The 18,748-nt window shown below is 71.7% G+C and carries 20 protein-coding genes and 1 pseudogene; 8 read left to right on the top strand and 13 right to left on the bottom strand.

The window, feature by feature from the left end:
* Positions 1-21: 21 nt before the first annotated feature.
* Positions 22-402 carry a hypothetical protein gene (locus LZ495_RS00325; RefSeq protein WP_235049705.1) on the bottom strand — a complete coding sequence of 127 codons (381 nt, stop codon included), beginning with the start codon at positions 400-402 and terminating at the stop codon, positions 22-24.
* Between the two features lie 311 nt (positions 403-713).
* On the opposite strand from LZ495_RS00325, the gene LZ495_RS00320 reads away from it, so the two are divergent.
* Complete coding sequence (locus LZ495_RS00320; protein WP_235049704.1) at positions 714-1,529, top strand: VOC family protein; 816 nt, start codon at positions 714-716, stop codon at positions 1,527-1,529.
* 205 nt (positions 1,530-1,734) lie between these two features.
* On the opposite strand, the gene LZ495_RS00315 is transcribed toward LZ495_RS00320, so the two are convergent.
* Positions 1,735-2,406 (bottom strand): gamma carbonic anhydrase family protein, encoded by a 672-nt coding sequence (locus LZ495_RS00315; protein ID WP_235049703.1) that lies wholly within the window; start codon positions 2,404-2,406, stop codon positions 1,735-1,737.
* Between the two features lie 173 nt (positions 2,407-2,579).
* Positions 2,580-3,344 carry a maleylpyruvate isomerase family mycothiol-dependent enzyme gene (locus tag LZ495_RS00310; protein ID WP_235049702.1) on the bottom strand — a complete coding sequence of 255 codons (765 nt, stop codon included), beginning with the start codon at positions 3,342-3,344 and terminating at the stop codon, positions 2,580-2,582.
* Between the two features lie 120 nt (positions 3,345-3,464).
* On the opposite strand from LZ495_RS00310, the gene LZ495_RS00305 reads away from it, so the two are divergent.
* A complete protein-coding gene (locus LZ495_RS00305; RefSeq protein ID WP_235049701.1) occupies positions 3,465-4,169 on the top strand; it encodes a hypothetical protein in 705 nt (234 codons plus the stop codon).
* A gap of 91 nt (positions 4,170-4,260) precedes the next feature.
* Here the strand turns inward: LZ495_RS00305 and LZ495_RS00300 are convergent.
* A pseudogene (locus LZ495_RS00300) lies at positions 4,261-4,559 on the bottom strand (hypothetical protein).
* 39 nt (positions 4,560-4,598) lie between these two features.
* Positions 4,599-5,114, bottom strand: coding sequence for a DinB family protein (locus LZ495_RS00295; RefSeq protein ID WP_235049700.1), 516 nt, complete (start codon positions 5,112-5,114; stop codon positions 4,599-4,601).
* Positions 5,115-5,249: 135 nt separating this feature from the next.
* Here LZ495_RS00295 and LZ495_RS00290 point away from each other — a divergent pair, with 135 nt between their 5' ends.
* Positions 5,250-5,432 carry a hypothetical protein gene (locus LZ495_RS00290; RefSeq protein WP_235049699.1) on the top strand — a complete coding sequence of 61 codons (183 nt, stop codon included), beginning with the start codon at positions 5,250-5,252 and terminating at the stop codon, positions 5,430-5,432.
* A 213-nt stretch (positions 5,433-5,645) separates the two neighbouring features.
* Here the strand turns inward: LZ495_RS00290 and LZ495_RS00285 are convergent, their stop codons facing one another.
* From LZ495_RS00285 to LZ495_RS00275, 3 genes are read right to left on the bottom strand one after another with little or no spacing between them, the layout of a single operon-like run.
* Positions 5,646-5,966, bottom strand: coding sequence for a DUF6980 family protein (locus tag LZ495_RS00285; protein ID WP_235049698.1), 321 nt, complete (start codon positions 5,964-5,966; stop codon positions 5,646-5,648).
* Between the two features lie 13 nt (positions 5,967-5,979).
* Positions 5,980-7,560, bottom strand: coding sequence for an amidohydrolase family protein (locus LZ495_RS00280; RefSeq protein ID WP_268822168.1), 1,581 nt, complete (start codon positions 7,558-7,560; stop codon positions 5,980-5,982).
* On the bottom strand, positions 7,557-8,846 hold the full coding sequence (locus LZ495_RS00275) for a CoA transferase (RefSeq protein ID WP_308267407.1): 1,290 nt from the start codon (positions 8,844-8,846) through the stop codon (positions 7,557-7,559). Before LZ495_RS00275 ends, LZ495_RS00280 begins: the two co-directional genes overlap by 4 nt.
* Before the next feature lie 198 nt (positions 8,847-9,044).
* On the opposite strand from LZ495_RS00275, the gene LZ495_RS00270 reads away from it, so the two are divergent.
* On the top strand, positions 9,045-9,305 hold the full coding sequence (locus tag LZ495_RS00270; RefSeq protein WP_235049697.1) for a hypothetical protein: 261 nt from the start codon (positions 9,045-9,047) through the stop codon (positions 9,303-9,305).
* Between the two features lie 26 nt (positions 9,306-9,331).
* On the opposite strand, the gene LZ495_RS00265 is transcribed toward LZ495_RS00270, so the two are convergent.
* The 3 genes from LZ495_RS00265 to LZ495_RS00255 form a co-directional block, all read right to left on the bottom strand.
* A complete protein-coding gene (locus tag LZ495_RS00265; protein WP_235049696.1) occupies positions 9,332-10,831 on the bottom strand; it encodes an enoyl-CoA hydratase/isomerase family protein in 1,500 nt (499 codons plus the stop codon).
* A gap of 70 nt (positions 10,832-10,901) precedes the next feature.
* A complete protein-coding gene (locus LZ495_RS00260; protein WP_235049695.1) occupies positions 10,902-11,816 on the bottom strand; it encodes an SDR family oxidoreductase in 915 nt (304 codons plus the stop codon).
* Between the two features lie 110 nt (positions 11,817-11,926).
* Entirely contained in the window at positions 11,927-12,859 is a 933-nt protein-coding gene (locus LZ495_RS00255) for a LysR family transcriptional regulator (protein WP_235049694.1), read from the bottom strand.
* Positions 12,860-12,931: 72 nt separating this feature from the next.
* On the opposite strand from LZ495_RS00255, the gene LZ495_RS00250 reads away from it, so the two are divergent.
* The gene (locus tag LZ495_RS00250; RefSeq protein ID WP_235049693.1) at positions 12,932-13,900 is read left to right on the top strand and encodes an EamA family transporter; all 969 of its coding nucleotides are present in this window, start codon (positions 12,932-12,934) and stop codon (positions 13,898-13,900) included.
* Between the two features lie 103 nt (positions 13,901-14,003).
* Here the strand turns inward: LZ495_RS00250 and LZ495_RS00245 are convergent, their stop codons facing one another.
* Positions 14,004-15,218: an amidohydrolase family protein gene (locus LZ495_RS00245; protein WP_235049692.1), complete on the bottom strand. Its 1,215-nt coding sequence runs from the start codon at positions 15,216-15,218 to the stop codon at positions 14,004-14,006.
* 125 nt (positions 15,219-15,343) lie between these two features.
* Here LZ495_RS00245 and LZ495_RS00240 point away from each other — a divergent pair, with 125 nt between their 5' ends.
* The 3 genes from LZ495_RS00240 (at position 15,344) to LZ495_RS00230 (ending at position 17,544) form a co-directional block, all read left to right on the top strand.
* Positions 15,344-16,249: a LysR family transcriptional regulator gene (locus LZ495_RS00240; protein WP_235049691.1), complete on the top strand. Its 906-nt coding sequence runs from the start codon at positions 15,344-15,346 to the stop codon at positions 16,247-16,249.
* A 225-nt stretch (positions 16,250-16,474) separates the two neighbouring features.
* The gene (locus tag LZ495_RS00235; protein ID WP_235049690.1) at positions 16,475-16,627 is read left to right on the top strand and encodes a hypothetical protein; all 153 of its coding nucleotides are present in this window, start codon (positions 16,475-16,477) and stop codon (positions 16,625-16,627) included.
* Positions 16,628-16,779: 152 nt separating this feature from the next.
* Positions 16,780-17,544 carry a hypothetical protein gene (locus LZ495_RS00230; protein ID WP_235049689.1) on the top strand — a complete coding sequence of 255 codons (765 nt, stop codon included), beginning with the start codon at positions 16,780-16,782 and terminating at the stop codon, positions 17,542-17,544.
* Here LZ495_RS00230 and LZ495_RS00225 read toward each other — a convergent pair.
* The gene (locus tag LZ495_RS00225; RefSeq protein WP_235049688.1) at positions 17,517-18,737 is read right to left on the bottom strand and encodes a low temperature requirement protein A; all 1,221 of its coding nucleotides are present in this window, start codon (positions 18,735-18,737) and stop codon (positions 17,517-17,519) included. The genes LZ495_RS00230 and LZ495_RS00225 overlap by 28 nt on opposite strands.
* Between the last annotated feature and the right edge of the window lie 11 nt (positions 18,738-18,748).

Below are 18,748 nucleotides of genomic sequence, written 5' to 3'. Positions count from 1 at the left end.
AAGCCGTGCGGCTGGACCGGGTCAGTCGCCGGCCGGGGTGCCGGTCGGGGCGGCGGCGTAGCGCTTGATGAGCTCGAACGGGACGCGGCCCATGGCGACGAGGCCGAGACCGTACGCGGCCAGGACGGTGGCCGACGACGTGGTGAGCGATTGGCCCTCGACTCCGTCGGTCATCAGCTGCACGAGGGGGAAGAGCGGGGCCACGGCCAGCACCGAGACACCCGTGCACCAGAAGGCCACGCTCTGGTTCGCGCGGCGGTTGAGTTCGGGGTCGCGGACGACGTGCTCGGGGAAGACGTAGCCGCGGTCGGGGTCGCAGGCGATGCCGCGGTAGCCGGTCGAGGCGGCGACCAGGGTGATGGCGGCGAGCGCGCCGAAGACGAGTGACACGAGGAGGATCAAGGCGCAGCCCTTCCCGACGGCCCGCGGTGGCGATGAGTTGTCCGCCCGGCGGCAGGTGGCGGGGGACGCGCGGTGCTCGGATGTGGCTTCGAGGTTAGGTCACACAGGTGAGAGGTTTAAACACCCCTATGTCCAGATGTGACGAGTTTCTCGTGGGGAGGGGAGCTCGCTTTTGCGGGTAGGCCCGGTCGGCGGCCGCGGCCGGAGTGGCCGGAAAACGCCGTTCCGATGGCGATCATGATCGCTGATTCGAATAATAGTTCGAGAAGGTTCCGTGATCGGCATCGCCGGCCCGACCCCTGGAGGACCCCATGCTCACGACCCGGTTCACTCCCGGATCGCCGATCTGGCTCGAACTGTCCACGCTCGACGTGGACGCCTCCGTGCACTTCTACCAGGCGCTGTTCGACTGGGACTTCCAACCGCTCGGGCCCGAGTTCGGCGGGTACGGGACCTTCGTGACGGGCGGCCGCAGCGCCGCCGCGCTGTATCCCTGCACCGCGGGCGACGACGAGTTCCCGTGCTGGACGCTCTACTTCCACACCGCCGATGCCGAGGCGCTCGCCAAGGCGGTCGAGGGAGCCGGCGGCACGGTCCGGCGCGCACCCGAGGACGTCTTCACCAACGGGCGCGAGGCGCACTTCGTGGACCCGTCCGGGGTGCGGTTCGCGGCGTGGCAGCCCGGCGACACCAAGGGGCTGGAGGTCGTCAACGAGGTCGGGTCGCTGGCCTGGACCGAGCTGCTCACCGACGACGCCGCCAAGGCCGAGGCCTTCTACACCGCGGTCTTCGCGTGGCGCTTCCAGGCGGTGCCGATGGCGGGCGGTGCCGAGTACACGGTGATCACCCCGGCCGCGCAGGACGAGGGCGGCGAGACGGGCGGCCTGGTGGGTGTCGACCCGGCTTCGGACATGCCGGGGCACGATGCCGCGCCGAGCTGGTACCCGTACTTCGAGGTCGCCGACTGCGATGCGGCGGTGGCCCGGGCGGTCGCGGCCGGTGGATCGGTGGTCGTGCCCGCGATGGACCTGGACGGCGTCGGGCGCATGGCGATGATCGCCGACCCGGCCGGCGTGCGCTGCCAGGTGATCACCAGCGCGGTGCCGGCACCGCCGCTTCCGGCGTAGGGCACCGGTACGGATCGAGAGCACTGCTCTCGATCCGGGGCTGCGCTCCCATGCCAGGGCTGTGTTCTACGCCAAGGCGTGCGCTCTGCGCCCAGGCCATTGCTCTTCGCCCGGACCAGTGCTCTCTCCCCGGGCCGATGCTCTTTCCCCAGGCTGGTGCTCTGCCTCCGCGGCTGTGCTCTCTTTCCGGGGCTGTGCTCTGTTTCTAGAGCGGCGCTCCGTTTGCGTCCGCGCCGCCCGTGTTCTGCTCGCGGTCGTGTTCGCGGTCGCGCTCGCGGTACGTGTGCAGCGGTACGGCCACGCTCGTGTCCGTACCGACCCGGCGCCGGTCCGGCTCGACCGCGGTCAGTGCGGTGGCCGGCCGCAGGCTCGCCAGCGAGCGCGCGGCGAGGTCCTGGTAGACGCGGGTGCCGTTGGCCTTCCAGGCCAGTTCGGTGTCCGTCAGCTCGCGCGTCACGACCCCGGGCGAGCCGGTGATCAAGTGCCGCGCCGGGACCGCGGTGCCGGCCTTGACGAACGTGTGTGCGGCGACGAACGCGTACTCGCCGAGGTCGACGCCGTCCATGACCACCGCGTTCATGCCCACCAGCACGCCGCGCCCGACCCGGCAGCCGTGCAGGATCGCACCGTGGCCGACGTGCCCGTCCTCCTCGATGACGGTGTCGGTGCCGGGGAAGCAGTGCACGACGCAGCCGTCCTGCACGTTGGCGCCGGGGCCGACGGTGATGCGCCCGAAGTCGCCGCGCAGGCTCACCAGCGGCCCGATGTAACAGCGGGGACCGATGACCACGTCCCCGACCAGCACCGCATCGGGGTGCACGAACGCCGTCGGGTCGATCACCGGCACCACCGAGTCGATCTCGTACACGCGGGCCATGGCCTTGCTCCGTTCCACGCCGTACTGCGCCGTTCGAACTGTCCACGCCGTCCTGTGCCGGCGCGTCCGGCCCAGTATTTCTGACGTACCGTCAGGTGCAATGCGGCGGGTACAGATACGGAGGTGCCGGTGCGCGCGGGCGGCCGAGCCGCGGCCGATGCGGACGCGGCCGGCTACTGGGTGGCGACCTCGATGCAGCGCCGCAACGCGTCCACGGCCTCCGGGTCGCCTTCCACGGTCACGCCGCTGGGTCGGTCGGCGTCCGTACGGCGCCACAACCAGCGCAGCACCGACATGGGCGCGCCGGTGATGTGGACGTCGGCGGCGTCGTCGCCGGGGCCGTCCTCGACCTCGAAGAGCCCAGGCGCGGTCCGGGCCCGCCAGGCAGCGCCGTCGGTCTGCACCACGTACGTCCGCCCGGGCGAGCCGGCCAGGATGTCCGTGAAGTACTCGCCCCACGCGGACACGCTGTACGCGACGAAGACCCTGAGCAACTCGTCGATGCCGTCCACGGCGAGGTCGTCGGGAACCGGGGCGACGGGGCGTCCGGCACCGAGTTCGGCGTCGATGCGGTGGATCGCCGTCTCGTGCGCCATGCGGCGGATCCAGAAGCCGACCGTGGGGTCCGGCGCGTACCAGGAGCCGGCCGGGTCGCCGGGCTTCCGGGCGGCGAACTCCGCGGTCAGAGACGCGTATCCGTCGTCGAGCAGGGACAGCGGCACGGTATCGGCCAGTTCGTCCGGCGGCCACGGCTCGGGCTCGGCGCCGTCGCGCATCGCCAGCGTCTTGTGCAGGTAGACCTCGCCGACGTGACGCGTCAGATCGGCGACCGTCCAACCGGGGCAACTCGGTACGCCCGCGGCCGGAGCGGCGGCCGCGGCGTCCCGCAATCGCGCGAAGTCGGCTGCCAGGCACTCGAGGAATCGGGAGTACTCCATGCCGCACAGTGTTGCCGAACCCCCGCACCAAAGGGCAACCGCCGCCGCCCGCGAACCGCGCGGCGTCCGGACTGGTCCGAATCGGCGACGGACTGGCTGATGCGGCCTAGGGTTCGGCACATGGGCATACGGGATGCGTCGCGCGTGCGGCCGGTTCGTCTGTACGGCTGGCTGTGCGCGGCGGCGGTCATGGTGCTTGCGGCGTCCGGGTGTTCGTCGTCGGACGGGCCGCCGGGGCAGATAACAGTGGCCGAAGTCGCGGCCGCGCAGGCGGGCCTGGCGCCGGGGGCGCCGTGCCCGTTCAAGGTCGACATGGCCGCGGCCGCCAGGAAGGCCGGCATCGATGCGCGGGTGGAACCGGGCGATCCGGCGAGCGCGGGGGAGTTGGTCCCGGCGCAGGCGGGCGGCGTACCGACCTTCTCGACGCCGCCTCCGGTACCGCCGCCTTCGCTGCCGGCGCGCAAGGCGTACCCGAGCATCGACTGCACGTTCCGGGTCGGTGCCCGGGCCGTCAAGCTCACCGTCGTCGCCACCGAGGACGCATCGGCACGCAACCTGCTCCTGCCGGCGATCGTCGCGGCGGGCAGGATCAGCCTTTCGTCCGAGCCGTTCCTGGAATGGGCCCGGAAGACGCCCGCCCCGGGCGACGTGGTGATGCCACCGGGTGGGAACACCGTCGCGTTCGTACGCATCCCGGTCGACGGCGGTGGCGACGTCGGGATGGTGGTCCAAGCAGACACCGTGGCGTCCCCGACCCCACCGGACTTGACGGGCCGGACGCTGCGCACGATCACCGAGGAACTGCGCGACGGGATGAGAGTCTGAGCCGGGCGAAACAGATGGTCGAGCGGGTGCCGGCACGGCCTCTTGGATCTTGGATCTGCCCGTGGCTCAAGACCGGAGAGGCCGGTTCGGCTCAGCGGGATTCCAGCTCGTCGGCCTGCTTTATGAGGGCTTTTGCGATGTCGTCCCAGCTCGGACCGTACATGCACAGGCTCTGCGCGGCCTCCCGCAGCAGAGCCGGCTCGTCCGGTCGCTGCAGCAGGACGAGGCGATAGGCGAGGTTGCGAATCCAAACCGGCAGATCGCGTCCGCGTCGGCGAACGTCAGCTCTTCGACGAAGTAGTGCTCGCGGTGGTCCCGATCGCATGGCGGTGTCGGACGATACTCGTCTCCATAGACGCATCGGGCGTGCTCGGCCAGGGTGCTGTGCATGCGCGGCAGCCTACGACGCCATGAGCTGTCGACCGGGTCTCAGAAGTAACCCTTTCCGCCGTCCAGCAGTTCGCGGACGATGTCGGCGTGGCCGGCGTGCCGTGCAGTCTCCTCGATGACGTGGATCAGCATCCAACGCAGATTGGCGCCGCCGGAGTGGTACTCGGTGTTGCGTCCTACGTCGTCGAGAGAGGCGGCGGCGACAATCTCGTTGCTGCGGGCGCACTGGGCCTCGTACTCGGCGAGAAGCTCGGCGAGCGGCCGGCCGCCGGTCTTCCACTCGGCGTCCTCGATGGTCTTGTCGAAGGCCGGGTTGACGCTCGTGTCCGCGTCGAGGAACAGCACCTCGAACCACATGTGTTCGGTCCATCGAGCGTGGGAGATGAGGCCGGCCAGCGTCATCAGAGGTGAGGTGGGGATGAGCGCGCGGTGCGCGTCGTCGTCGCTCAGGCCTTCGCATTTCCAGCGTAGGATCTGCCGCTGCGCGTCCAGCCAGCCGACGAGCGCGGTCCGTTCGTCCGCGCGGAGCGCAGGGCGTTCAACATCAGATGCCATGTCGGCGCACGCTACCCGGACACATCGGACGAGGCACGTCAATTGTGCGGATCGCGCGGTAGGAGTCGCGGGGAGATCGGCTGCCGAGAGGAGCGGACGTACGACAACGCCGATGGCGACACGGTACGGATCACGATGAGCGAAGTGGACGCGCTGTACGTGCTCGAGGACCTCCCTGATGGTGTGGAGGTGGCCTGTACGCGGACGGAGGACGTCACGCCTTCGCCGTACGCCTGGGACCACCGCTTCGCGCCGGAAAAGTCGCAGCCCGGGCTGACGCTGTGGCGAGTCTTTGACGGATGCGAAGGGCCGTCATAGCGAGGTCAGACGCAGGTCCCCGGACGAGATCCCACAGCGGACCCGGTCGGTCGGGAAGGACAGTTCCCGGACCATAAGGGTGCCGCCGGAATGAGGAACCGTGAAGCGGCCAGCGGGCCGACCCGCGAGGTAACCGGTTCTGGGGCATGCACGGTCGGGCGTGGGTGCGGGGGCGGACCGTGGTCAGCGTGTATGGCGACGGGTGAGACGTCCTCAAGCAGGTGGGGAGTCCAGCCAGCGGTGGTCGTCGAACTCCGGGGGGATTTCGTCGTTCCAGGGGTCGATGCCTTGGCTTTCCAGGGCTTCGAACCAGGCGTCGCGGCGGGAATCGGGGAGGCGGTGGCCGCACCAGGGGCAGAAGGCGATGGTGATGACCGATGCGCCGCCGTCGTGGATGACCAGGCCGTATTCCTGGAACTTGGCGCTGAAGTCGATCAGTGCGTCCGGGCACTCGAAGGGGTCGGGGTGCGTGTCGCACTGCGCGTCGACCTGCCGGGTCATCGTCTCGCAGCAGTGGGTGGGCGTGGTGGACATGATCGGAAGTAGATCATGGCGTGCCGTGGACCAAGAGGCCGTTGGCGAGGGTGAGGCGGACCAGGGTGTGGTCGGGGGCGGCCAGGGCTTCGCGGAGTGGGGTGTGGAGGAGGCAGAGGTCGGCGGGGTCGCCGGGGGCCAGGGGGCGGGGTGTGGTGGCGCCGGGGTCGGGGTGGGTGAGGGCGGCGAACGCTGTTCGGGTGGGGACGCGTTCGGTGGGGTTGAGGGTGCGGCCCGCGGGGGTGCGGCGGTCGCGGGCGGCGCGGAGGGTGTGCCAGGGGTCCGGGTCGCCGTAGGGGGCGTCGCTGGACAGGGCGACGGCGATGCCCGCGCGGAGAAGCGACGCGTACGGGTAGAGGTGGGGCAGGTCGGCGGGATCGACGTCGCGGGTGTACGTGTCGCCGCGGTCGGTGAGCAGGGTGGGCTGGGTGACGACGATGATGCGGCGTGCGGCCAGTTCGGGGAGCAACTCCGGGGGTACTACGGCTGCGTGTTCGATGCGGTCGCGGTGGGGTGGGGGCGGTGGGCCGGCTTCGGCTAGGGCGGCCAGGGCCAGGACGAGGCCTTCGCGGGTGACGCAGTGGATTGCCACGGCGGGGTTGGCGCCGCGGCGGGCGCGGGTGATGCGGGACAGCAACTCGTCGTACGGCCAAGGGTGGTGGTCCGGGGGGAGGAGTTTGGTCGGGCCTTGGAGGATGCGGTGGGGATTCGGGGGTGGGGCCGGGTGCCGTTGTGAGGGCGGGGTGGGTGGGGTTGCGTCGGTGGGGCGGCCCAGGAGGGTGATGCGTTGGGGGAGGGCGCCGGTGCGGGTGGCGTCGGCTATGTGGCGGGCGGCTTCATCGGACAGGTCGGGGGTTGCGTCGGTGAGGGCGGTCACGCCGTACGACGCGTAGCGGTGGCCGACCGGGGTGAGGTCGGGGAGGCCGGTGGGCGGGACGCCTGCGCGGTGGAGGCGGTCGCGGAGCCAGGCGTCGAGGCGCCAGAGGCGGCCGGTGGGGTGTCCGGAGGCGTCTGTCTCGACGCCTGAGGGGTGGTCACCAGGCCTGTCCAGTCCGAGAGTTCGCAGCGCGGGGGAGTTGAGGATCCACAGGGCGCCGCTGCGGTGTTGGATCCGGACAGGGTGGGTGGCGCCGAGGGCGTCGAGGGATGCCCGGGTCAGGGGGCCGGCGGTGGATTCGTGGTAGTTGATGCCGCGGATCCAGGTGGTGGGCGGGAGGGTGCGGGCGGCCTGCCGGAGTGCGGTGGCGAGTTCTTCGGGGGTGCGTACGTGCGGTGGGCCGCAGTCGACCGAGCGCATGGCGGCGGCGAGGGCGTGGAGGTGGGTGTGGTGGTCGGTGAAACCCCGGAAGAGTGCACCGCCTTGGCCGTCCACGACGACGTCGTGCTGGGTGGTGGTCGGTCGTAGTGCGCCGGCGTCGGTGATCTCGGTGATGCGGGGAAGGGGGGCGTCGGGGAGCTGGGGGCGTTGGGGGAGTCGGGGGAGCTTGGGGGTCTCGGGCCGCCTGGCGTCGGGGAGGTGGAAGCCGGTGACGGCTACGTCATGGTGCGTGGCGCCGTTGAGTTCGACGTTGCGGAAGATGAGCCGCCCCGTCATGCGATGTCGAACTCGGCGAGGAACGCAGCGGTGTGGGCGCCGAGTTCAGGTGCCTTGTGGGGCGGTGGTGCGGATGTGCGCGCGCCGGAGCGGGGGCGTGGCGTACGGCGCGGAGCGGGGGCCTTGCGGGATCGCGGGGCGGTGCTCAGGGCGAGGGTCACCGCGTCGTACATGGACACGTCGAACATCGCACCGCCGCCCGTGACCAGCCCGGACATCGCCGCCACCGCGGCATGGACGCCGGTCAGCGGGTCGGCGATCGCGTCTCCGTGGACGGTCGGGGTGTCCGGGTCGTCGGGGGCGGTGTCGTGGAGGCCGGCTTCGAAGGCCACGTCGTCGCCGAAGCCGGGGCGGTTGGCGTCGGGGCCGGTGCGTCCGTACGCGGTGATCGACACCCACGTCTGCCCGGGCCGGGCAGCAGCCACCGCGGCCGGGTCGATGCCGAGTTGGGCGAGGGCGCGGGGGCGGGACGCCTCGATGACGACGTCCGCGAGCGAGAGGACCGCTTCGAGCCTGGCCAGGTCGGCTGGTCGCGTGAAATCGAAGGCCACGGACTCATGGCCACCGTGCAGCAGGTCGTAGAAGTCGGACGGTCCCGAACGGGCGCCGTCGGGGCGGCGGGTGCTCTCCACCTTGACGACGCGCGCACCGGCGAGGCCCAGCAGGTGGGCGCACAGCGGACCGGCCCAGAGGGACGAGAGGTCCACGACAAGCGGACGGGGGCGCGGAGTCGACCAGGCAGGGCCGGGGGCGGACTTTTCCGGGACGGCCCGGAGCGCGGGGGTGCTCGGCTGCCAGGTATCGCGGGGGACGCGTACGCCGTGCGGGAGTCGCCCGGGGAACGCACGGGGCCGGGCGGAGGGTGAGGGGTGCCGGGCGCGCTGCCGCCGGTCGGGGAGCGCGGCGGGGATGTCGAGCAAGAGGGCCTGGCGGTAGGCGGCGTCGGCCTGTTGGGTGGCGGCCCAGGCGTCCATCGCGGGCCAGTCCGGGCGCCCGGCGGGCGGCTCGGGCAGTGCGCCGAGGGTGAGGGCAGGGACGGACGCGAGGTCGGCGGGGCGGGCGAGGCTGAGCCCGAGCCAGCGGGCGTCGGCGGTACGCAGGATCCGGAATGAGCCGCCGGGGGAGGTCCGCCCTTGCGGTGCGTACCCGGCGAGCCTCGCACGGTCGGTGAGCAGCGCTTCCGGCTGCGGGAGCGGGCCCGGCGCGAGGCCTCCGAGCTGGGCGAGATCGTGGAAGGTGCCGAGTGCGCGGCGTATGAACTCGACGACGCTGGGGAACTCGACCACGGCAATGATCCTAGGGCGGATTCGCCGGCGACTTCGCCGGATAGCCGGTATGCGAGACCCCCGGCGGTGTTGCGTGTGCAGGCGGCGACGGCTCTGTCCCGGCTGGGCAACAGAGGTCTTTGGCGGGAAACCGTTTACGTACTGTCGGCCGTGGTAGCTGGCGACTCGCACACGCGGGGCGGCGGAGAGGGAACAGGCATGGCATTCGACCCGGGCATGCACGCGGCGCAGCACGCCACGGCGGACGCGCATCGGCGTACCGCCGAGGGTGTGCGGGCCGATGCTGGGGAGGACCGCGGGCCGGGGCGCCGTACGCGCCGCCGCCGCTGGGTGGGCGTCGTGTCGGGCCTCGTGCAGTTGGGGGCGGTCGTCGCGGCGCTGGTGTGGGCGGGCGACCACCCGGACACGGTGCAGCAATGGGTCGACGGGACTTGGGCGTTCATCGACGCGCATCACTGAGGCGGGGTCGTCGGGCTGAGGCCGGCTCACGTTTCGGGCGGGGCGGCGGCGAACAGCCGATCGAACTCGGCGGCCAGTTCGCAGTACCTGGTGCCCCAGCCGCTGGACAGTGACAGTTCCTGCAGCGGACCGGTGGGAAGAAACAGGACACGCATGTCGGACGGGCGCCCGCCGCGTTCGATGGCGGCGACGAGGGTGTCGAACTCCTCGAGGGCTTCGGCCGCGTCGTCCCAGCCGGACCAGGCGAAATCGTTGCCGGGGAGAACGATCAACTCGCGCATGCGGGCGAGGACGTCCAGGAGGGGCGTGGACGGCCGGCGGTGACCGGGGTGCGGCGGTGGCGGTGCTGCGTCGATCAGGCCGTCGACCAGACCCCACTCGAGTGCGGTGGCCGCCGCGAGTCGTTCGCCGGTCAGGACCAGCCAGGCCGTACGCCAGCGCCCGATCCGTGCGGTGATGCTCACGGTGCCGCCCGCGCCGGGGACCAGGCCCAGGTCGAGTTCCGGGAGTCGGAACCAGGCGTTCGGGTCGGCGAGGACTCTCGCGGCGAAGGCCGGCACCTCGATTCCGGCGCCTACGCAGGCGCCGTGCAGGTACGGGGTGACGCGGTCGCGAACCGCGTGCAGGGCCAGGCCGGCCGAGCGTGCGACGCGGACGACGTGGGCGGTGGCCGGGTCGGCTGCCGTACCGAACTCGTCGAGATCGCCACCGCTGCAGAAGGCCGTTCCGGCGCCTCGGAGTTCGGCGTGCAGGGCCGGGTCGGCGGCGACGACGTCGAGTGCGTCGATGAGGGCGTCGCGGAGGCCGTGGCCGAGGGCGTTGCGGCGGTCGGGGCGGTTGAGGGTGATCCGGAGCCGGTCGCCGTCGCGGGTGAGGAGGACGGCGTCGGGCGGGACGGCGGGTTTGGGGCGGAACGGGCGTCCGGCGCGCCAGGCGGCGAACTCGGGGCCGGCGAGGAGCGCGGAGTAGGTGAGGGACTCGGCGGTGAGTGCGTCGGCGATGGGGCCGGGGGCCGGGTCGGTGGTGTTGTGGGCATCGGTGCCGGCGCCGGTGCCGGTACTGGTGTTGGTGCTGGCGTCGGCGGCTGTGGTGAGCAGGCGGGCGTTGATCCGCAGCAGGTGCGCGAGCGCGAGTGCGGCGCGCGGGGTGCGCTCGACGGCGGCGGTGATGCGGGCGGCTTCGGCGTACGGGTCGGGCACGTGGATGTGCGAACGCGCGGTGCGAGGAGGCCAGTCCGGTGCTGTCCCTGCCTCGGGGGCTTGGACGACGGTGAGGGTCAGGGCGTCCACGACCTGCTGCAGCGCAGGTTGCCACGGGCGTCGCGCGACGCCGACGGTGAGGCGGGTGGCGGCGGCGAGTGCGCGGGCGGCGTACTGGGGGTCTTGGCTGCCCGCGTCGAGGTCGACGACGGTGAGGACGTCGGCGGCGCGCGGCGGGAGGTCGCCGGTGACGGTGGGGCGGAGAGCGGGGTGGCCGGGCGCGGCGAGGATGTCGTCGAGGGGGATGGGACGGGGGAGTTCGCGCATCGCGGCGGGGTCCTTCCTGCCGCGTCCCGCGGTGCCGGGGCGGCACCGCGGGACGCAGAGAGTCCGACCCTTACGCCTGGACCGGGCGCGTGCCGTCCATGCCCGCGTTCGGGGCCGCCTTCGCGACCAGGTCCGGGATCACCTCGGTCAGCTCCGCCGGCGTCCAGCGGCTGCCCTTGTCGACCGTCGGGCCGTTCGCCCAGCCCTCCGCCACGCTGATCGAGCCGCCCGCGACCGAGAAGACCCGGCCGGTCACGCCCGCCGACGCGGTCGAACCGAGCCACACCACCAGCGGCGAGATGTTCTCCGGCGCCAGTTTCTCCGCGGCCTCGGTGCTGTCGCCGATCAGGCCCGCCAGGTCCTCCGTCATACGGGTCAGCGCGGTCGGCGCGATCGCGTTGACCGTGACGCCGTAGCGGCCCAGCTCCTGCGATGCGATGACCGTGAACGCCGCGATGCCCGCCTTCGCCGCACCGTAGTTCGTCTGGCCGACGTTGCCGAAGATCCCGGACGGCGACGACGTGTTGATGATGCGCGCGTCCACCGCCTCGCCCGCCTTGGCCAGGTTGCGCCAGTGCGCCGCCGCGTGGTGGGCCGGGCCGAAGGTGCCCTTCAGGTGCACCTTGATGACCGCGTCCCACTCGGCCTCGCTCATGTTGGTGAGCATGCGGTCGCGCAAGATGCCCGCGTTGTTGACCAGCACGTCGATCCGGCCGAACGTGTCGATGGCCAGCTGGATCAGCGACGCAGCGCCGTCCCACGTCGAGATGTCGTCCGCGTGCGCGACCGCCTCGCCGCCCGCCGCCACGATCTCGTCGACGACCGCCTGCGCCGGACCGGCCGAGGCGCCCGTGCCGTCGCGCGATCCGCCCAGGTCGTTCACCACGACCTTGGCGCCCTCGGCGGCGAACGCCAGCGCATGCGAGCGCCCGATGCCGTTGCCCGCGCCCGTGATCACCACAACGCGGCCGTCGCAGATGCCCATCCAGTCCTCCTGGCATGTGAGGTGCGCCCTCAGCGAGAGGCGCCCTTAGCTGACGCTCAATCAATAGCAGGCAATCGCCGCCACGATAACCGGGGGCCCCGCGGGTCGGTCTAGATCGACCGGAGATGTGGGGCGCCACAGGACCGCGTCGCGGCCAGTTCGGCGGCCACCTCGCGCAGCGCCGGGAGCAGCGGCGTGCTGCCGCTGCCGCGCCGCACCGCGGCGAACAGGTGCCGGCGCGGCGCGGGTGCGCGCAGCGGCCGCAGCGCCACCCCGGGCGGCGCCGAGGCCACCGACATCTGCGGCATCATCGCCACCCCGAGCCCCGCCGCGACCATCGCGTACACCGCACCGAAGTCCGTCACCGAATGCGCCACCCGGGGCTGGAACCCGGCCTGCCCGCAGGCCTGCGTGGCCAGCGCATGGCACGCGGTGCCGTCCGCGGTCAGCACCCACTCCTCCTCCACCAGGTCCTCGGCGAGGTCCAGTTCGTCCTTCGCGGCCAGCGGATGCCCGGCCGGCACCGCCATGTGCACCGGCTCGTCGTGCAGCGGATGCAGCAGCAGCGTCGGATGGTCGGCGGTCGGGACCTGCGGCGAGTTCATGACCACCGCCAAGTCGAGTTCTCCCGCGATGACCAGCGGGATCGCGTCCTCGGTCTCCCGCTCCGCCACCGCGAACCGCCACCCCGGATGCGACGTGCGCGTCCGCGCCACCGCCGGAGCCACCAGGTACGCCAGTGCAGTCGGGAACGCCGCCACCCGCGCCGACCCCACCCCGCCCTTCGCATGCGCGGCCAGGTCCGCGCGAGCCCGCTCCAACTGCACGCCGATCGCGTCCGCATGAGTGAGCAGCACCTGCGCGGCACTCGTCAGGCGTACGCCGCGCCCGTGCTTCTCCAGCAGCGGCACGCCCGCTTCCTTCGCGAGCACCGCGAGCTGCTGCGACACCGCGGACGGCGTCAGATGCAGGCTTTCGGCCGCCGCGGCGACCGTGCCGTGCCGGGCGAGCGTCTGCAGGATGCGGAGGCGCTTGAGATCCATGTAGAGAATCTACCGAATAAGCTCCGGAAAAATTAGCTGGTTCTTGGGGATTGCGGTCCGGAGACTTGCGTCATGCCCATCCAGCGCTCGCACTCCACCCAGGCTGTCCTCGTCGCCGTCATCTGGGGCCTCAACTTCGTGGCCATCGACTACGGCCTCGACAGCTTCCCGCCGCTGCTCTTCGGCGCGCTGCGGTTCACGCTGGTGGCGATCCCCGCGGTGTTCTTCGTGCCGCGCCCCAAGATCGCGCTTCCCCTGCTCGTGGGCATCGGGATGTTCGTCTGCGTCCTGCAGTTCGCCCTGCTGTTCAGCGCCATGCACCTGGGCATGCCGGCCGGGCTGTCGTCGATCGTGCTGCAGTGCCAGCCGATGTTCACCGTGCTCTTCGCCCTGCTCTTCCTCGGCGAACGCCCGGCCCGGGCCCGGCTCGCCGCCCTGGCCCTCGCCGCGGCCGGCCTCGGGGTGATCGCGGTCGGACGCGGCCAGAGCGCCGGAGTCGGACCGTTCCTGCTGGTCGTGGCGGCCGGTGCGGCCTGGGCGATGGGCAACGTGCTCACCCGCAAGGCCGGCAGCCAGGCCGGCTTCGGCCTCGTGGTGTGGAGCGGGCTCGTGGCGCCGCTGCCGCTGTTCGGGCTCTCGCTCGCCTTCGAAGGCTGGTCCGCGGACCGCGAGGCGATGACCGGGCTCGGCATGTCCGGCGTACTGGCACTGCTCTACGTCGTGGTGGTGTCCACGTTCATCGGCTACGGCCTGTGGAACAACCTGCTCAGCCGCTTCCCGGCGAACGTGGTGGCGCCCTACTCGCTCCTCGTGCCGGTCGTCGGCATCGCGGCGGCCGCGCTGGTCCTCGGCGAACGGCCCACCGCGTGGGACTGGGCAGGCGGCGGCGTGGTCATGCTCGGCCTCGCCCTGATGAGCGGCGTCCTGGCGCCCCGCCGCGGAAACGCCCGCGGCCGGGCTCCCGAAGGAAGCCCGGCCACGGGACCGGAGCACGAGTCGGCGGCGGTGGGCGCCGCGGCCGCGACGCCTACGACGGTGTGAAGCCGACGGCGATGCCGGCTGCTGTGTGACGCCGGCTGCTTCGTGAAGGCGAGCGCCTCATGAAGCAGCCGGCATCGTGAGGCCGATTACTTCGTGATGCCGACTACTTCGTGATGCCGAAGCGCTCCAGGCCGAACGCCTTGATCGCGTTGCCGCGGAAGAGCTTGTAGCACTCCTCCTGGGTCAGCCCCGCCTGCGTGGCGATCTCGAAGGCGACCTTGTGGGTGTTCGGGAACGTCGAGTCCGCGTGCGGGTAGTCGACCTCGAAGCAGATCTGGTCGATGCCGATCACGTCGCGGTTCCGCAGGCCGATCTCGTCGTCGAAGATGCAGCCGTAGATGCGGTCCTTGATGTACGACGACGGCTTGTTCTTCAGCGACGAGCCGAAGTCGTTGTCGTCACGCTCGGCCCACAGCTTGTCGGCACGCTCCAGCACGTACGGCATCCAGCCGACCTGGCCCTCGGCGTACGCGATCTTCATCTTCGGGAAGCGGTCCAGCACGCCCGAGAAGATGTAGTCGATCATCGAGCCCATGGCGTTCTGGAACGTCAGCGTCGAGGACACGATGAACGGCGCGTCCGGCGACGTCGAGGGCATCTTCGAGGACGACCCGATGTGCATGCACACGATCGTGTCGGTCTCCTCGCAGGCCCGGAAGAACGGGTCCCAGAAGCGGTTCTTGTCGTGCACCGACGGCAGGCCCAGCGGCACCGGGTTCTCCGAGAACGCCACCGCGAACGAGCCCTTCGACGCGCAGCGGCGCACCTCCTTGGCGGCCAGCTCCGGGTCCCACAGCGGGATCAGCGTCATCGGGAGCAGCTTGCCCTTGCCGTCGCCGGCACACCACTCGTCGATGATCCAGTCGTTGTACGCCTGGACGCAGAGCAGCGCGAGCTCCTTGTCCTGGCGCTCGTAGAACGCCTGGCCGCAGAAGCGCGGCAGGATGTTCGGGAAGCAGATGGACGCGTCGGTGTGGTTCGCCGCCATGTCCTTCAGGCGCTCGGACTGGATCCACGCACCCGGGCGGATGTCGTCGAAGGTGACCGGCGTCACGTCGAGCGTGTCGAAGCCCACCGCGGCCGACAGCTTCGGGAACGGGTAGACCAGGTCGTCGTACAGCCACCAGTCGCACCACTCGCCGTCCTCGGCGCCCTTCTCGTACGAGAAGACGCCGCCGACGAAGTTGAACTTCGCCTTCTCGCGCACCACACGCGGCCCGCGGTCCTTGAACTTGGCCGGAAGCCGGTCCTGCCACAGGTTCGGGGGCTCGACGACGTGGTCGTCCACCGAGATGATGCGGGGAATCTCGAGCGTCATGGCTTCGGCTCCTGGGTCCGTCCGGTACTGCATGCTTTCGACGCCTCAAGCAAAGCCGCTCCGGACGGCCCGGCCAAGCCCCCAGTCCCGGCTAACGTTATGCCGCAGGGGCATATCCTGGACGCATGGAACTGCGCGATCTCAGGAGCTTCATCGCGGTCGCCGAGGAACGCCACTTCGGCCGCGCCGCGGCGCGCCTGTACCTGTCCCAGCCCATGGTCTCCAAGGCGGTACGCCGCCTTGAGCAGCAATTGGGCGCCCGGCTGGTCGACCGCAGCTCCCTCCCGGTCACCCTCACCCCGGCCGGCGAGGCCTTCCGGCGGCAGGTCGACGAAGCCCTCCGGCTGCTCGACGACGCCTGCGCCGACGTCCGCCGCCGCGCCACCCGCGAGGCCGGGCAGGTGCGTGTGGGGTATACCTCAGGGCTCGGCCCCTCGCTGGTCTCCACCGCCATCTCCGCGCTGCACGTGCGGCACCCCGAACTGCGCGTGCAGTGGACCAGCGAGCCCACCGCCCGCCAGGTCGCCGACGTCCGCGAAGGCGTCCTGGACGCCGGCATCGGCTGGCTCCCCGACCTCGGCACCGGCTTCGAATCCGCCCGCGTCGGCACGTTCGCCTTCGTCGCCCTGCTCCCCGCCGACCACGAACTGGCCGCCCGCGACACGATCGACGTCGCCGACCTCGTCCGCGGCGAACCCATCGTCGTCTGGCCGCGCGGCCCCCACCCCCGGCTCTACGCCCGCGTCACCGAAGCCCTCCGGCGCGCCGGCGCCGACGACATCGTCGAGGCCTACGGCAGCGTCGACGACGTCATCGCCCGCGTCGTCGACCGCCAAGGCCTCGGCATCTCGCCGCGCAGCTGGGCTCGGCAGCGCCCCGTCCGCGGCATCGTCCAAGTACCCCTGTCCGGGACACCCGACGTGCCCGTCACCGCCTTCTGGCGCGCCGACACCAGCCACGCGGGCGTCGACCTGCTCGTCCAGTGCCTTCGCGAGGTCGCCCAGGACAGCGACCTCGCCGAACAACTCTGAGCAGCTCGGACTGGCTCTGAGCATCTCGGACTGGCTCTGAACAGCTCTGAACAGCTCTGAACAGCTCGGGACTGCTCGGAGACGGCCGGCCGCAGGCCGGAGGCAGACTGGAAGCAGGTGCCGCGGCAGAGGCCGCGGAAGCGGCGGTGGCAGAGGCCGGCGCTACGCTGCCGACTCCCCGGGTGCCGGGGAAGGGACGGCGAGAGCCGAAGCGAGGAGAGCGCAATGGCGTACCGGGATCCGAGAGATCCGTACCAGGAGAGAGATTCGTGGCGCGACGGCTGGATCCGGCCCACCCGGTTCCAAGCAGTCTTCTACACGGTGATGGCCCTCGGCATCTTGCTCTCCGGCATCCTCTTCTTCGTCCGCAACGGCTGACCGGGAACCGAAACCGGCCGGCCGGATGTCCGGAACTGCCGGACAGCAGTCGCCGTCAGGCAGGGGGAGCAGGGGTGTCGGGAGGGTTCGGCGGGCCGTGGGAGCCGCCGCGGCAGAGCACGCGGCCGGGGCCGATACGGCGGTGGCGGACGGTGCTACGGCCTGACCGCGGCGGATGGGGAGTCCTGGCCGTCGTCCTCGCCGCCGCTTTCGTGGCCGCATTCCTCTACTGGGACGACGACGCCCGCCGCCCGCCGCGCAGCGGGCTCCCCGACCGGAAGTCGCTGCCGGACGCGATGAAGACCCCCCTACCGCTGCCGGCCTCCGCACTCCTCACCGTCGAGGACCTTCCGGCGCAGCCCGGCGCACCGGAAGGCTGGCGCGAGGATCCGGAGTACCGCGGCACCGGCTGCGTGCAACTCCCCTTCACCGCCTCGGACCGGCTGCTCATCCGCGAACGCAGTTTCGCGAACGGCACCGGCGGCCTGCGGCACGTCGTGATACGGCACCCCCTGTTCGAAGGGGTCAAGGACACCGGCGAGCAACTCGTCGACGCCATCCGCGCCTGCGCGGAAGCCTCCCGCGGCGTCCAGGTCCTCGAACCCGCCGCAGCGGCCACCCTCCTGTGGTCCATCGACGAACCCGGCGGGCCGCGGGCCAAACCCACCACCCGCATGCAGGTGGGGCTCCGCTTCGAGGCCGGCACGCTGATCCTGGTCGTCGTGGACCGCGACGGCCCGCAACTCGCCCCGGACCCGGCACTGATGGACACCCTCCTCGACCGGGCCGCGCACCGGGCCGGATTCCCGACGCGCCCGGCCTACCCCACCGGCCCGGACGAGACCGAGGACGGCGGCGACGAGGAAGACGACGGCGGAGACGGCGGCGGTCAGCCGGTGCCGGTCGCCGCCCGGTAGCGCCGGTGTGCGGCCACCGTCTCGACGGTGACCAGCAGCGCGGCCACCCCGCCCGCGAACGCGGTGGCACCGGCCGGCGGCAGGAACACCCCGGCCAGCACGAGCGCCGCCGCCGCGGCCAGCCACTTGCGCAGCCGGTCCGGCCCGCACGGGTCGCCCGGACGCAGCGCGATCAGCGCGACCGCCGTCAGGAACAACGCCAGCGGCACGGTCACCGCGAGCGCCGCCGTCCGCTCCGGGATCGGATGGTCCCCATGCCCGGCCACCGCCGCAGCCGCGGTCGCCAGGCCGCCGCCCACCGCGGCCAGCGCCGCGAACACCACATAGTGGCCGTAGCCCCAGGAGAACGCCCGTACCTGGGTCTCCGGACCGTCCCCGCCCAACGTGTCGAAGTACAGCCACCAGCACGAGAAGGCGACCACCAGGCCACCCGCGGCCACCGTCACGATCGACCCCGTCACACCGCCGTCGGTGGCGTCCTTGACCGCCACCGTCGCGGCCAGCACCGACTCGCCGAGAATGATCAGCGCGAACAGCCCGTACCGCTCGGCGATGTGCTCGGCATGCCACAACTCGCCCGCGCCGGCCCGCTCGGCCCAGATCGGCACCGCGATCTCGCACAGGATCAGCGGCAGGAACAGCGCCTTGAACAGCGTGATGTTGTCCGGGATCACCAGGATCAGCCACGCCACCTGCACCGCACCCACACCGGCTGCGTACCGCCGCGCACGCGTCCTTATCGTCGGCTGGTGCCGCGCCACCCGCAGCCACTGCGCGATCAGCGCCACCCGCATGACCACGTACCCGGCCACCACGACCCGGTACGAATCCCCGTCGAACGCCGCATCCACCCCGGACGCCAGGATCAGCACCCCGGCCATCTGCAGCAGCGTCAGCAGCCGGTACGGGACGTCGTCGCTGTCGTGCGCGGTCGCGAACCACGTGAAGTTCATCCACGCCCACCACACCGCGAACATGACCATCAGGAAGCCCTGGATGCCGTCCGCCAGGTGGCCGGTCGCGTACGCGTGCTCCAGCCGCGCGGTCAACTGCGCCACGGCCACCACGAAGCACAGGTCGAAGAAGAGTTCGAGCGGCGTCGCCGCCCGGTGCGCCTCGTTCGGATCGCGCAGCGCCGCACCGCGGCTCCACGGTTTGCCGGTCATCACGACCAGCCCTTCTTCCCTCGCCATCGCCAGGCCCC

Origin of the sequence: Yinghuangia soli, assembly GCF_021502675.1 — a bacterium.
In the GTDB taxonomy this organism is placed as follows: domain Bacteria; phylum Actinomycetota; class Actinomycetes; order Streptomycetales; family Streptomycetaceae; genus Yinghuangia; species Yinghuangia soli.
The sequence above is the reverse complement of the archived record's forward strand: the minus strand, read 5'-3'. Positions and strand labels throughout refer to the sequence as shown.